Annotated in this window: 11 protein-coding genes; 10 read left to right on the top strand and 1 reads right to left on the bottom strand. The window is 35.0% G+C overall.

Annotation, left to right across the window (positions count from 1 at the left end; translation table 11 throughout):
* Positions 1-235 precede the first annotated feature (235 nt).
* Positions 236-1,279: a S16 family serine protease gene (locus BUC45_RS06885; protein WP_296971179.1), complete on the top strand. Its 1,044-nt coding sequence runs from the start codon at positions 236-238 to the stop codon at positions 1,277-1,279.
* Here BUC45_RS06885 and BUC45_RS06880 read toward each other — a convergent pair.
* On the bottom strand, positions 1,258-2,517 hold the full coding sequence (locus BUC45_RS06880; RefSeq protein ID WP_296971178.1) for a nucleotidyltransferase: 1,260 nt from the start codon (positions 2,515-2,517) through the stop codon (positions 1,258-1,260). The genes BUC45_RS06885 and BUC45_RS06880 overlap by 22 nt on opposite strands.
* A gap of 287 nt (positions 2,518-2,804) precedes the next feature.
* Between BUC45_RS06880 and pta the strand changes: the two genes are divergently transcribed.
* The 9 genes from pta (at position 2,805) to BUC45_RS06835 (ending at position 14,392) form a co-directional block, all read left to right on the top strand.
* The gene (gene pta, locus BUC45_RS06875) at positions 2,805-3,791 is read left to right on the top strand and encodes a phosphate acetyltransferase (protein WP_296971177.1); all 987 of its coding nucleotides are present in this window, start codon (positions 2,805-2,807) and stop codon (positions 3,789-3,791) included.
* 23 nt (positions 3,792-3,814) lie between these two features.
* Positions 3,815-5,014: an acetate kinase gene (locus BUC45_RS06870; protein WP_296971176.1), complete on the top strand. Its 1,200-nt coding sequence runs from the start codon at positions 3,815-3,817 to the stop codon at positions 5,012-5,014.
* 48 nt (positions 5,015-5,062) lie between these two features.
* The gene (locus BUC45_RS06865) at positions 5,063-5,569 is read left to right on the top strand and encodes a DUF177 domain-containing protein (protein ID WP_296971175.1); all 507 of its coding nucleotides are present in this window, start codon (positions 5,063-5,065) and stop codon (positions 5,567-5,569) included.
* Between the two features lie 17 nt (positions 5,570-5,586).
* Positions 5,587-5,775: a 50S ribosomal protein L32 gene (gene rpmF / locus BUC45_RS06860; RefSeq protein ID WP_013778514.1), complete on the top strand. Its 189-nt coding sequence runs from the start codon at positions 5,587-5,589 to the stop codon at positions 5,773-5,775.
* Positions 5,776-5,941: 166 nt separating this feature from the next.
* Positions 5,942-7,261 (top strand): magnesium chelatase, encoded by a 1,320-nt coding sequence (locus tag BUC45_RS06855; protein ID WP_296971174.1) that lies wholly within the window; start codon positions 5,942-5,944, stop codon positions 7,259-7,261.
* Positions 7,258-8,901, top strand: coding sequence for a VWA domain-containing protein (locus BUC45_RS06850; RefSeq protein ID WP_296971173.1), 1,644 nt, complete (start codon positions 7,258-7,260; stop codon positions 8,899-8,901). The genes BUC45_RS06855 and BUC45_RS06850 overlap by 4 nt, the downstream gene beginning before the upstream one ends.
* Positions 8,902-9,115: 214 nt before the next feature.
* Positions 9,116-11,701 (top strand): single-stranded-DNA-specific exonuclease RecJ, encoded by a 2,586-nt coding sequence (gene recJ, locus BUC45_RS06845; protein ID WP_296971172.1) that lies wholly within the window; start codon positions 9,116-9,118, stop codon positions 11,699-11,701.
* A complete protein-coding gene (locus BUC45_RS06840; RefSeq protein ID WP_296971171.1) occupies positions 11,692-12,204 on the top strand; it encodes an adenine phosphoribosyltransferase in 513 nt (170 codons plus the stop codon). The genes recJ and BUC45_RS06840 overlap by 10 nt, the downstream gene beginning before the upstream one ends.
* A 22-nt stretch (positions 12,205-12,226) precedes the next feature.
* A complete protein-coding gene (locus BUC45_RS06835; protein ID WP_296971169.1) occupies positions 12,227-14,392 on the top strand; it encodes a bifunctional (p)ppGpp synthetase/guanosine-3',5'-bis(diphosphate) 3'-pyrophosphohydrolase in 2,166 nt (721 codons plus the stop codon).
* Positions 14,393-14,402: the final 10 nt, after the last annotated feature.

The following is a 14,402-nucleotide window of genomic DNA, read 5'->3' as shown; positions in this document are numbered from 1 at the left end:
GAATTGCCCATTTTATTGTTTTTTTATGGGGTAAAATTATTTTTTGCATGCCATCAAACCATTATATAGTCTGGGCCTTGGAACAAAGCAATTAACTCTATATATATATTTCTTGGGCAGGTTTAATATGCTTAGATAGAGTGTTGGAATATATAGTTATAATTAAGAATAGCTTTTATGTAAGTGCTATAAAAACAAGGATTCTTTAATGAACATTATCAAAAAGGGCTGGTAAATGATTTTACCTGAAAAAAGTATAGAAAAGAGGATAATAATGGTAAGCAAGCAAAGAAAAAGGTCTTTACAATTAATAACAATAATAATACTATTATTAGGTTTGAATTACTATTTGGGCCAAACTTATACTATAGTAGCTCCAGGTATAACTGTTGATCTTAAGGAAATTGTAACAGTTGAAAATGGGTCTAAGCATAAAGAAGGCTCTTTTTTTTTAACGACAGTATCAAGCCGAACGCTTAATATCCCTTTGCTGTTATATGCTGCTGTAGACCCTTATGTGAATGTTGAGAGAAAAGAGGAAATGATACCTGCCGGCTGGGATATGCAGCAGTACATGGAGTACATGAGAAGATGGATGGAGGAGAGTCAGAAAATAGCAGAGGTTGTAGCATTGAGAAAAGCAGGATATGACACCAAGATTTTAGGTGATGGTGCACAAGTGGTAGAGATTATGCCGGAAAGTACTGCAAAAGGAAAACTTCTTCCAGGTGATATAATAAAAAAGGTTGATAAAGAAAAAGTAAATCTTGCAGAAGAAGTAGTAAAAAAGGTCTCAAATCACAATATAGGTGAAACGGTAGAATTAGAAGTGGAGAGACAAAATAAAACTATAACAGTTTTTATACCTACTATGGAAAGCAAGACTGAAAAGGGGAAATCCGTAATAGGTATATATATAACCACATTAAACTGGAAACCCATCCTGCCGCTGAAGATAGATATTGACACAGGAGATATTGGCGGGCCTTCAGCAGGGAGCATGTTAACTATGGAAATTTTAAATCAACTTTCTTCTGAAAATTTAACTAAAGGGCATAAGATTGCGGGAACTGGTACTATAAGCCTAGATGAGCAGATAGGTGAAATAGGTGGTGTCCAACAAAAAGTTAAAGCTGCTTATAGAGATGGAGCCGAAATATTTTTTGTTCCTGAAAGAAATGCCAAAGATGCAGTAAAAGCTGCAGAAGGTTTAAACATAGAAATAATTTCAGTAACTAAACTTGATGATATATTAGATTACTTAAAAGAATTAAAATAGATAACGCTTCTTCTGAAATCTGATCCGCCATTTCTAAGTGCCGCATTTTTATACGCAAGTGAGTAAACGTCCGATGAAAGTAAATCCTTTTCGAACATTATTTTTGCACTTTGATTTAGGTTTTTGTATTCCGAAGCTCGGGTTATTACAGGAACGGTGGCTTTGCTATTCATTTTTTTTAAAATAAGAGCACCTTTTCGGGTAAATCCCAAAACTCTTAAATACTGTGGTGTCCTTATTTCAACTATCTCCTTGGGTATATTGAGTAATATATGCATTAATATCCTCTGAATTCTGGTTACTGGATATCTTTTTGATTTTATTTGTGAAATAAGCTGCTCAAGAGTTCCACAAGCTTGCGCAGCTTTTTTAATTCGATTTTCAAGTCCTTCTGCCACATCAAAGTAAGTTTTAAGTTCATATGCCGACATACAACGCAAAGCATATAAAAGGATAGTTTCAAAATCTTGTAAAAAAACGGGAGTGCGGCCATCTTCTATCTCTTTTTTAATTATTTGAAGGGCTGAATCAGGTAGATTTTTAACAAGTTCATTACTAAAATCTTGCCGGCGATAAAATAACTCTTGCCTTATAGCAGATGCACTTGCATACTGCTGTGTAAGTTCTTTATCATGGTAATCATGACCTTGCCTGAGAACGGGAAAAATGGAAAATTCTGCTTTCAGCTTATTTATAGCTTTTACATATTCGACAGCTAAAATATAATTTGGTTTTTTTAGCAAATCAGATATCAATTGTGTGTCTAAATTAATGTTTTTTACCATTATATATTTAATCACAGCTTTTTCCCTGGCAGCGGGAAATGATAACCCCTTTTTCAGATAGTCATTCATAAATTGTTTAAATAAATCCGGTTCTTCGGATAATAGCTTGCCTAAATAAAATAATTCTTTTTCGCAATATCTTTCTATGCCAAAACTTAGAGTATTAACAACCTGAGATTGTAACAACAATTTTACGGCACTTTCCGCAAATATTTCAGCTGTAGCCGTTGAAAAACAAACAGGCAGTTCTATAACTAAATCAGCCCCTTCGCGAAGTGCCATTTCAGCTCTAGCCCACTTGCTAAAAACTGCCGGTTCACCACGCTGGACAAAGTTTCCACTCATAATGACTATTATTCCGTCGGGTTTTAAAACTTTTCTGACATTGCTTAATTGATACAGATGACCATTGTGAAAAGGATTATATTCAGCAATAATGCCAACGATATTCAAAATACCACCGCCTAAAGGCTTTTGACTATTATATAACAAAAATAAAAAAATATTAAGAAGGATTTTTTTAATTTAGCATAGAACATCTATTACGATTATGCAACAATAAACGACAAAAGTAGCTTTGCTTTGCTAATTACAGTCATATAATGATAGTTTATTAAACTTTTTATAAATATTGTGGTATAATTAACAATGTCTTGTATACAAAATAAATAATAGAAGTGAGTAGTGACAAAAAATAAAATCAAGATATTTTATGTAGCATAAAGGAAGGAGTAATAAAAATGGATTTTATCAAAAAAATAAGGGAGCGTGCAACGACATCACCAAAAACTATAGTTCTTCCTGAGGGAAGTGATGAAAGAGTCGTTAAAGCCGCAGAAATCATTGCAAAGGAAAAAATTGCAAGAATAGTGTTATTAGGAAATGGAGATAACCTTAAAAACATATCAAAAGAATTTGAACTTTCAGGAGTGGAAATTATCGATCCTGAGTTATCTCCAAAAGCTGAAGAGTATGCAACTTTGTTATACGAAGTCCGTAAAAACAAGGGCATGACTATGGAGAAAGCCAAAGAATTAGTGAGAAATCCAATATGGTATGGAACTTTGATGGTAAAAAATAACGATGTCGACGGAATGGTGGCCGGTGCAGCTACAGCGACCGGAGATGTATTCCGGCCAGCGTTCCAAATAGTTAAAACGGCACCGGGTATAGGCGTGGTATCCAGTGCTTTTATGATGATTGTACCTAATTGCGAATTTGGGTCTGATGGGCATTTGCTATTTGCAGATTGCGCCATAAATCCGAATCCAGATGCTAAGCAGCTTGCTGAGATTGCAGTTTCTACTGCAAAAACATGGGAGTCTCTAATGGACGATGAGCCTAGGGTGGCAATGCTATCATTTTCCACCAAGGGCAGTGCTCAAAATGAAATGGTAGATAAAGTGGTTGAAGCCACTAAAATACTTAAGCAGCAGGCGCCGAATCTCTTGTCAGACGGTGAATTGCAGGCTGATGCTGCTTTGGTTCCTAAGGTAGCTAGTTCTAAAGCGCCAGGCAGCCCAGTGGCAGGGCGAGCCAATATACTGGTATTTCCAGATCTTAACGCAGGGAATATTGGCTATAAACTGGTTCAAAGGCTCGCAAAAGCAGAGGCAGTTGGTCCCATAAGTCAAGGCTTGGCTGCACCTATAAATGATCTTTCAAGAGGATGTAGTGTAGAAGACATCGTAAATGTGGTTGCAATTACATCTCTGCAAGCAAATTAATAAAAGTTTAGGAGGTTATTTTGTTGAAGATTCTTGTTATCAATTGTGGCAGTTCGTCTTTGAAATATCAGCTTTTCAATATGAAAGATCAATCAGTTCTTGCTAAGGGTTTAGTGGAAAGAATAGGTCTTGAAGTTGGAATGCTCAAGCATATGCCTACAGGTAAAGATAAGATAGAAGTATCAGAAAATATTCCAAACCATAAAGTAGCCGTAAAAATGATGCTTGATGCTCTTTTAGATAAAAATCACGGTGTTCTAAAAGATATTTCGGAAATATCAGCAGTAGGTCATCGCGTAGTACATGGTGCAGAAAAATTTTTCGGCTCGGTAAAAATAACGGATGAAGTCATGGATGTGTTAAAAGAATGTGTAGCCATTGCTCCATTACACAATCCGCCTAATATTGTAGGTATTGAAGCGGCTCGGGAGATGTTACCGGACGTTCCGATGGTTGGAGTGTTTGATACGGCATTTCATCAAACCATGCCTCAATATGCTTATATGTATGGGTTACCCTATGAATTATATGAAAAATATGCCATAAGAAGATATGGCTTTCATGGTACTTCTCATTGTTTTGTATCAGTTGAGGCTGCAAAAATGTTGAACAAGCCTATTGAAGAATTAAAAATGATTACATTACACCTGGGCAATGGTTCAAGTATAACAGCGATCAAAAACGGCAAATCTATTGAAAACAGCATGGGATTTACGCCGTTGGAAGGTATTATAATGGGAACACGCTGTGGCAATATAGATCCGGCAATAGTGCCATTTATAATGGAAAAAGAAGGAATATCGCCGGATAAAATGAACGAGTATCTGAATAAGAAATGCGGAGTCTATGGAATTTCCGGAGTTAGCAGTGATTTTAGAGATTTAGAAGAAGCGGCAAAAAATGGTAATAAACGTGCAGACTTAGCTTTGAAGATGTTTGCTTATCAAGCTAAAAAATTCATCGGTTCCTATGCTGCAATCATGAATGGGCTCGATGCTATTGTGTTTACCGGCGGTATTGGAGAAAATTCTGCTACAATGAGGCAGATGATTTGCGAGGATATGGAATATTTAGGAATAAAGATTGATGAAACTAAAAATAAAGTCAGAGGAAAGCAGGCGGATATTTCTTCCGAAGATGCTAAAGCAAAAGCGCTTGTTATTCCAACAAATGAAGAATTAATGATAGCATTAGATACGATGTCTCTTGTTAAAACTGCTTGACACTGGTTTTATGTAAATATATAATAAAGTGTGATTTCTTTGGGGTGAATGATTGTGAAACTGAGTCTGGCAGGAATGAAACATGTAGTAGGAAGTACAGCCGAATTTGACTTTACACAACAAACTATGAATTTAGATTTAAAACGTGAAGGCATTAGTAATGTAGGACCAGTAAGGGTAAAAGGCAAAATAGAAAATCTGGGAGATAGAGTATTTCAAGCAGATGGACAGATTGAAGTTACTGCTACTGGATTATGTTCAAGATGTCTTACGCAAACTAAAGTTCGGTTTGCTATGGATTTTTCGCTGAAATTTAGTGATATTTTGGCGCAATCCGAAGAACTAATAAAATTCGATGGTGAGGAAATTGAGCTCTATCCTCAAGTTGTGAACGAAATTATTTTAAACTGCCCGAGTCAAATTTTATGTAAAACTGATTGTAAGGGATTATGTCCTAAGTGTGGAGCTAATTTAAACACAAGCATTTGTAAATGCGAAACAGAAAACTTGGATCCCCGATTTGCAGTATTGAAAAAATTATTAAAGAGCGAATAGTTAGAGGAGGTGTTGTAATGGCCAATCCTAAACATAGAACATCTAAATCCAAAAAAGGTTCTCGTAGAAGCCACTGGAAATTAACATTGCCCTCGATTTCAGAATGTCCCCAGTGTCGTGAACCAAAACTGTCCCACAGGGCATGCCCCAACTGTGGATACTACAAAAATCGTGAAGTTATCAAAGTGGAAGCTAAAAAAAGCTAAAAAATTTTTACAAAAATACCTTCTTAATGAGGGTATTTTTTCGTTTATCTGATATATTTGCCGGTAATGGGTTATAAAAAAAACCTTTTCGGAAAAAATATTTAATAGACAAAACAGGGTTATAGTGTTGTTGAATAAACAATGAAAAAATCGAGAGGGATATGTTATGAAGAACTATTCTCAGATAATAAGACATTCCGGCAATGCACCACTTTTTGATATATTAGATGTGTCGGTAACCGGATCTTTGACAGGTACGCCTATTCATATTCATGCCGAAGGGTTAAGAGGTACTGGAAAAACAACCATAATAAGAGCATATAAAGAAGTTTTACCTAAAATTAACAGAATAAAGGGGTGCTTGTACAATTGCGATCCATCCAATCCCCATTGTCCCGAACACCGTAATCTAACTAGTGAAGAAATCGGGGAAATTGGTGTAGAAAGAATCAATATGCCGTTTTTAGAAATTTCACCTTCTGCAAAAAAAGGGTCTGTTGTAGGCAGTATTGATTTGAAAAAAATATCTTCAAAAGAAAGTCCGGAAGCTGCACTTTTGTTGGGAACTATTCCAAAGGCACATCGGGGAATTATTTTTATAGACGAAATAAATCGTATTGCTGATACTTCTCCTGAAATTGTAGATTTGCTGCTTGATGTAATGGGGACAAAACCTGGAAGAATACAAATCGAGGAAGCAGGATTGCCTGTGACAGAAATACCGGTTCAAGTAAGTGTATGGGCTGCCTCAAATCCGGATGAAGATCCGGGACCGTTAGAGAACATTCGGCGTCAACTCTCAGATCGCTTCGATTTTTCTGTCAACGTTGAAAGACCTCTTGATACTTATGTAATTAACAGGATTTTTAGTGATGAAGTATCAAGCGATGGTCATACAGCAATAGCACGAAAAACAAAGGAATTTTTAGAAGCAGAAAAAAATATAAATAGATTCAAACCTACCCAAGAAATAAGAGATCTTTTGGCATCATTATATGTCAATTATGGTATAGAGAGTCTTCGGTATATAGAGGCCGCTTTACTTGGAACAAAAATACGAGGTGCTCTATTAAAACGAAATCCAAATATAGAAGATGTTATTTTTATTACACGATATGCTTTACGGCATAGAGTAGAAATGAAAGACCTAAATAATATATTGAAAAATTTAGAAGAAAAAAAGAGCCTAATAAAAAAAGACCTGATTAGTGCTGAAACTTCTACTCAAAATGAAAATAAATTACCAGCTTCTAGTAAAGTCTCGGAAATTAATGAGAATAAAAAGAAAAACTCTAAAACTTTTAGCTTCAATGTTTTAAAAAAACTTTTGCAGCGATTTGTTCCTAATATTGAATCAGCAAAAAGTGCAACCACAAGTAGCACAACCTCCGATCCTAGTGTAAAAGCACCCCCACAAAAAGCATTACCAATGGATAAATTAAAGATAACAGAATATGTAAAGACCGAAGAGGATTTGATAAAATGAGTGCTATAGAGAAGCTACAGGCGGAGTTAAATAATGATAAGGGAGTTAGGGTAGGTCAAACGGCTGTTGTTAGCCGAAAAGTCCATACAATCAGTTACGATACTCCGCAAAATGTGAACATAATCGTTAATGCTGATGCAGGCCAAGCCTTTTATTATCGTTTTGTTGAAAATGAGATAATTCATATAGATTTGTTTCATGAAATAAAGATATTTAATTTAAGACAAATGGCTGACTTTCTTAAAAAAAGTCTCGTAGAAAATTCATTAGATTATTTGATTGATAATATTGATATTCAGACAGGATCGGGAGGAGGCAGGCTGACAGGAAGCCTAAGTTATGGGATAACTGAAAATCTTAAAAAAAATCACTTAAATCATGTCCACATAACAGCACTTATGCCTAACGAAGAATTAGAAAACATATTTTTAATAGTTGCCAAAACGGAAGAGGCTCTTCAAGAGCAAGGTGTTGAACTTAGAAAAATTGAGAGAATAAAGCATGAAACCGGCAATAGTCCCATAGATATGTCACCATATACCACCGAATCTGATTCATATTTAAAGCAAAATGGTGGTTGTTCTAAAAAAGATAGCCTTTTTCGTGAAACTGCAGCGATGATTGAGTATTTCGGAAGTTTAAAAGAGGTAGAAGATGCAATTAAAAATTTTGAATCTGAGAATAATATATCAGGAAGATCATTTGATATAACAGAAAAAAATGATGACTTTAACGATATAATAAAATATTTTGAGCAAACAAATATTTTAAGCAAACATCAAAATAAGTACCATCTAACCAATAAAGGGAAAGAATTAAAAGAATTTTTAAGGATATACAGGAGAGAATTAGAGTTTGTGCTAAAAAGGCCCATGAGGAATTCGCGGAGAATTGATAACTATAAAGGATTTGAAACCAACTATTTATCTAGCAGGGAAACAGGATATCGAAGCGGACCAAGTATTTGCAGGCCTTATGTTCCTGAAGAATGGCCAGATGAACTGGACATACCGGAAACTGTTAAAAAATCGCTGGTAAGAAGCTATATTGAGGGTAAAAAATTCAGCGTTGAGCAAGAAGACATAGTTGCTATCAAGCGAATGCCAAAACAGCAGCAAGATATTTGCTTGATAATAGATGCCAGTGCTAGTATGGCTGGTTTTAGGCTTAGAAATGCTAAATATCTGGCAAGATATCTTGTCTTAAAACCAAATACTCAAGTAAGTATCCTGGCTTTCCAAGAAAAAGAAGTTAATGTCTGTGTTCCTTTTACAAGAAACTATGACATGATGGAAGAAGGTATAAATAAAATAGTGGCTACTGGTTTAACGCCATTGGCCTTAGCGTTGGACAAAGGTATCTCTCACATTAGTAAAAAGAATTTAAAAAATCCATTGATTATGCTTATAACCGATGGAATACCTACAGTATCTTTATGGACAAGTGATCCAATTAATGATGCTGTTTCGGCGGCCGGTAGAATTGCAAAAAATAAAATTGATTTTTGTTGTATTGGCCTCCAACCAAATAAAGATTGTCTAATTAAGGTCGCTGACGCGGCAAGAGGAAAGTTATACATCTTGGATGAGCTGAATCGCGAGGGATTAGTCGAAGTTGCTAAAAAGAGTAGTCAGTGGTAGCCATAATATATAAGGCATCAGAAGGTTTATTAAATCATTAGATTTGTAAACATAAAAAAGAGTATTGTAAAACTAGTTTTTAAGCAGTTTTACAATGCTCTCTTTTGTTTTCGTTGATATAAAAATAGGATTAGTTTATAATTATATATATTGTATAATTGGTATAGACAGATAAAATTTATTCAAATTTTTTGCTACAAAACTGGAGGATATAATGATTAATGGCAACTATATATGGCAAGTAGGGTCAACGCAAGAAGTTAATGATAATTATGACGAAATTCACCCTGTAATCCTGCAATTGCTCAGGAAAAGAGGTATAGTTACACCTGAGCAGATTCATAGATATATATATCCTAAACTGGATAACTTATATGATCCCATGCTGCTAAAAGATATGGATAAAGCTGTTGTACGCATTAAAGAAGCCCTATCAAAAAAACAAAAAGTTACAATTTATGGTGATTATGATGCTGATGGAATAACTAGCTGTGCTGTTCTTGTGAAATTATTAAAAAATTTAGGTGGAATGGTTGACTATTATATACCTTCAAGGCTTGATGAAGGCTATGGTCTTAATAAAGATGCTATAAATATAATACATAAGCAAGGAACGAAGCTAATTATAACTGTAGATAATGGCATCAGTTCATGTGAAGAAGTGCAATATGCTTCTAGTTTAGGCTTGGATGTTATCATTACTGACCATCATGAGCCACAGCAAAAAATGCCTCAGGCTGCTATTGCAATAGTTGATCCCAAAAGAGAAGATTGTAGTTATCCTTTCAAAGAATTAGCAGGCGTTGGTGTTGCATTGAAACTTGCATATGCTTTGATGGGTAAGGATTTAAACTTTGAAAAAGAGCTACTAGAATTGGCAGCTATTGGTACCGTGGCAGATGTTGTTCCACTGTTAGATGAAAACCGAATAATTGTAAAAAATGGGCTTAACGATTTAGGAAATACAAAAAACCTAGGTCTTAAAGCGATGATGAACCTGCTAAACTTAAATGATATATCGATAGAGCCGGGAAAGATTAGCTATTTATTGGCACCAAGATTAAATGCTGCCGGGAGAATAGCAAATCCGGAAATTGCTGTAGAGCTTTTGCTATGTGAAGATGCAGAGCGAGCTTTTGAACTTGCTACGACTCTTGAAAGAATTAATCAGGAAAGGCAGACTCTCGAAGCTAAAATATTAGACGAAGCAAAAGCAGTAATAGAACAGGAAATTGACCTAGACATAGAAAACATAATAGTAATTTCTAGCGCCAACTGGCATCCCGGAGTTATTGGAACAGTGGCTTCAAAACTGGTAGAAAGCTATGGCAGGCCATGTATTATTATCTCAGAAGAAGGTGATGAGGGTCGAGGTTCTGGAAGAAGCATTTCAGGGTTTAATCTCTTTAATGCGTTAAGCAAGTTCTCTCATCTACTTATAAGGTTTGGCGGCCATGAGCAAGCTGCTGGTTTGAGCATCAAAGTAGAAAATATTGGTACATTTCGAAGGGAATTAAATCAACTTTTCGGGCAGGATACTGCGCAAAGAGACTGGAGCCCTAAGCTGGACATAGATTTGGAATTAAACCAGAGCGATATCAATTTAAAACTGGCAGAGCAGCTAGAGCTTATGAAACCTTTCGGATACGGGAATCCTAAGCCGGTATTTATGTGTAGAAACTTACATATTCAAAACTTAAGGACGGTGGGTAATGGGGATAAACACTTGAAATTAAGTCTAAAAAGCCATGAAAGCAATATTGATGCCATAGGATTTAACTTTGGCCTTTATAAGGAAGATTTAGACATGGCAACAATAATGGACGCAGCTTTTTATCTAGAAGTAAATCGGTGGAGAGGTTCTATCGAACCACAGTTGAACATAAAAGATTTAAAAGTGCCCTTTTTTAGAGATGAATTGCTGGTTGATGTTGAAAATAATTATTATCAATATTTTTATTCCTGCTTAAATGCTTTAAATGAAAAAAGTGTTAGGATGTCAAGTGAAGATAAATTAATAAATGAAGATAATATGCTTGTTTTAAAAAATAAGAGAATTCAAGCGAAGATAGGATATATAAATTCACTTTTAAAAGCAAAAAGCAAAGTAATGATAGCAATAAATACTCCATATAAAGCATGGCAATTATTAACGTATCTTAGAGAAGATAGTGATTTAATAAACAAAGCCAAAGTGTCTTATTGCATAGATTCACCTACTGAGAGTCATGACTATAATGTTATTGCAATCAATCCATTAGCCATATGCAATAATAAAAATTTTGAGAATATAGTACTTTACGATACACCTTTTAGTATTGATATTTTAAAAAAACAATTAGCTGAAGTAGCACCAAATTCAAAGTTGCATATACTTTTCGAACGAGAAGATTTACGCTATAATTACTTAGTGTGTCAGCAGATTTTACCAAGTATTAATGAATTAAAAGTTGTTTACCAAATGATTGGAAAATTGACTTCAGGGACTTTTAAAGGTTCTCTAAACATAAATGAATTTAGAAATTTATTGCAGAAACAATCAGGAATAGATATGCACATGCGTAGTTTGATAAATGTTTTTAAAATATTTCAGGAAATAGGTATCATTAAACTTAATATGGAAGATGGTTTTTTTCATATATTAAGTCATGAAAAACATAATAGAAAGTTTCAGCTGGAACGTTCCAAGACATATTTGCACCTTTATCTACTCAAAAAGAATGTAGTAGAATTTTATAATAAGTTTCAAATTTTACAATCAGATTTATTTAAGAATGTGGAGGAAATTGAATGGACTTGAAAGAAAAAATCAGGGTGATTGAAGATTTTCCGCAAAAAGGAATTAGCTTCAAAGATATCACGACTCTAATAAAAGATGGAAAAGCTTTTAAGCAGGTAATAAAATCCATGGCAGATCTTGTTCGACATAAGGAAGTTGATTTAGTAGTTGCTCCAGAAGCTCGTGGATTTATTATTGGGGCGCCGCTTGCATATGAATTAGGTGTGGGGTTTGTGCCAACAAGAAAAAATGGCAAGCTGCCGGGGAAAACCATAAAAGCTGAGTATAAATTGGAATACGGCGTAGATATTATCGAAATGCATAAGGATGCAATAAAACCGGGTCAAAGAGTTATTGTAGCAGATGATTTGCTGGCTACTGGTGGAACAATTTTTTCTACCATAGAACTTGTGGAAAGACTTGGAGGGGAAATTTCGGCAGCAATTTTTCTGATTGAATTAACCGATATAAACGGAAGAAAGAACTTAAACAAGTATGATGTCTTTTCACTTATAAAATATTGAAACAGGCAGGGGGGAGCAAGATTTGGATTTTGATTCATTGGAAAAGCAAATTTTATCTTATAGCCCATCGGCTGACCTCGACTTAGTAAGAAAGGCTTATTTGTTTGCAAAGGAAGCACACAGTGGACAGCACAGGGTTTCCGGTGAACTATTTATATCTCACCCCCTGGGTGTAGCTATGATCTTGGCTGATTTAGAATTAGATATTCCCACTATTGCTGCTAGTCTGTTACATGATGTGGTAGAGGATACGGATTATACTATAGAAGATATTGAAAGAAATTTCGGCTCTGAAATTGCCATCTTAGTGGATGGTGTAACAAAATTAGGCAAACTCGAGTTTAAGACAAAAGAAGAGCAGCAAGCTGAAAATCTTAGAAAAATGTTTTTTGCCATGGCAAAAGATATTCGTATTATTTTAATCAAATTAGCAGATAGGCTGCATAATATGAGGACTTTAAAATCAATGCCTGAAGAAAAGCAGCGTGAAAAGGCTATGGAAACCATTGATATTTTTGCACCGCTTGCTCATCGCTTAGGAATATCTAAAATAAAATGGGAACTAGAAGATCTAGCATTTAGGTATCTTGAACCAGAGCATTATTATGACCTAGTTGAAAAAGTTGCAAAAAAGAGGCAGGAAAGAGAAAATCACATAAATAAAATGATTGGAATCCTTAAAGAGCGTTTATCAGCTGCAGGAATTAATGCTGAGATACAAGGAAGGCCTAAGCATTTTTACAGTATATATAAAAAAATGAAGGACCAAAATAAAACCTTTGAACAAATTTATGATTTAACGGCTGTTAGAGTAATCGTAAATACTGTTAAAGACTGCTATGGTGCTTTGGGGGTTGTCCATACTTTATGGAAACCCATTCCCGGTAGATTTAAGGATTATATTGCTATGCCTAAGCCAAATATGTATCAATCGCTTCATACAACTGTGATTGATTCTTCTGGAGATCCCCTAGAAATACAAATAAGAACATATGAAATGCATAAAACTGCAGAGTATGGAATTGCCGCTCATTGGAGATACAAAGAAGGGGACAAGAATAGTAATGAATTTGAACAAAAGCTTTCATGGTTAAGAGAGATTCTCGATTGGCAGCGAGAACTGCGTGATGCGAAAGACTTCATGGAGAATTTAAAAATTGATCTTTTTACTGATGAAGTTTATGTATTTACACCCAAAGGTGATGTAATAGATTTGCCGATGGGGTCTTGTCCTATTGATTTTGCGTACAGAATTCATACAGATGTTGGAAATAGATGTATTGGAGCCAAGGTGAATGGTAAAATGGTTCCATTGGATTATAAACTGGCTAATGGTGATATAGTAGAAATTGTGACTTCGGGTCACAGCAACGGACCGAGCCGTGACTGGTTGAATATAGTAAAATCACCTCAAGCAAAGAATAAAATTCGGCAATGGTTTAAGAAGGAACGACGCGATGAAAATATAGCACGTGGAAAAGAAATGCTAGAAAAAGAAGCTCATAGACAGGGCTATGATATTTACCAACTAATTAAATTTGACTTTATGAATAATTTACTAAAACGCATGAGCTTTGCAAATATTGATGACATGTTTGCTGCTATTGGCTATGGGGCCGTTACGACAAAACAAATACTTCAAAAGATTCTTGATGAATACAAGAAAAGCGTTAAACTAAATAAGCCAGAGATATTAATAGAGAAATCTAATACCAAACTTAAGACAAAAAAGAAAATCGATCATGGTATAAAAATAGATGGTATAGATAATCTTTTAGTAAAATTTTCCCGATGCTGTAATCCAGTTCCAGGAGATAAAATCGTTGGATATATTACCCGAGGCCGTGGTGTATCGATTCATAGGCAGGACTGTAAAAATGTCAGCAGAGGTGTTTTTGACAAGGAAAGGCTTGTAGATGTCAAATGGGAAGGATTTGACGAAACCTCATATCCTGTTGAGATACAAGCTTCGGCCTATGACAGGCCGGGTATACTTTCTGAGGTGATAAATTTAGTTGGTGATATGAAAACTAATATTGATGCTATTAATGCCCGTACTACTAAAGATGGTGTAGCTATTATAGATTTAATTTTAGAGATTAATAATAAACAGCATTTAGAAAATGTAATGCAAAAGATAAAAAAGATTAACGGAATATATAATATACGAAGGGTTATGAACCAATAAGGAGGATTTT

This window comes from Tepidanaerobacter sp. EBM-38 (assembly GCA_001896545.1).
GTDB lineage: Bacteria > Bacillota > Thermosediminibacteria > Thermosediminibacterales > Tepidanaerobacteraceae > Tepidanaerobacter.
The sequence above is the reverse complement of the archived record's forward strand: the minus strand, read 5'-3'. Positions and strand labels throughout refer to the sequence as shown.

What these genes read in the sequence shown, in the direction of transcription:
- rpmF (WP_013778514.1), top strand. Translation starts at nt 5,587, where the DNA reads ATGGCCAATCCTAAACATAGAACATCTAAATCCAAAAAAGGTTCTCGT.
- BUC45_RS06885 (WP_296971179.1), top strand. Translation starts at nt 236, where the DNA reads ATGATTTTACCTGAAAAAAGTATAGAAAAGAGGATAATAATGGTAAGC.
- recJ (WP_296971172.1), top strand. Translation starts at nt 9,116, where the DNA reads ATGATTAATGGCAACTATATATGGCAAGTAGGGTCAACGCAAGAAGTT.
- pta (WP_296971177.1), top strand. Translation starts at nt 2,805, where the DNA reads ATGGATTTTATCAAAAAAATAAGGGAGCGTGCAACGACATCACCAAAA.
- BUC45_RS06850 (WP_296971173.1), top strand. Translation starts at nt 7,258, where the DNA reads ATGAGTGCTATAGAGAAGCTACAGGCGGAGTTAAATAATGATAAGGGA.
- BUC45_RS06855 (WP_296971174.1), top strand. Translation starts at nt 5,942, where the DNA reads ATGAAGAACTATTCTCAGATAATAAGACATTCCGGCAATGCACCACTT.
- BUC45_RS06840 (WP_296971171.1), top strand. Translation starts at nt 11,692, where the DNA reads ATGGACTTGAAAGAAAAAATCAGGGTGATTGAAGATTTTCCGCAAAAA.
- BUC45_RS06865 (WP_296971175.1), top strand. Translation starts at nt 5,063, where the DNA reads ATGATTGTGAAACTGAGTCTGGCAGGAATGAAACATGTAGTAGGAAGT.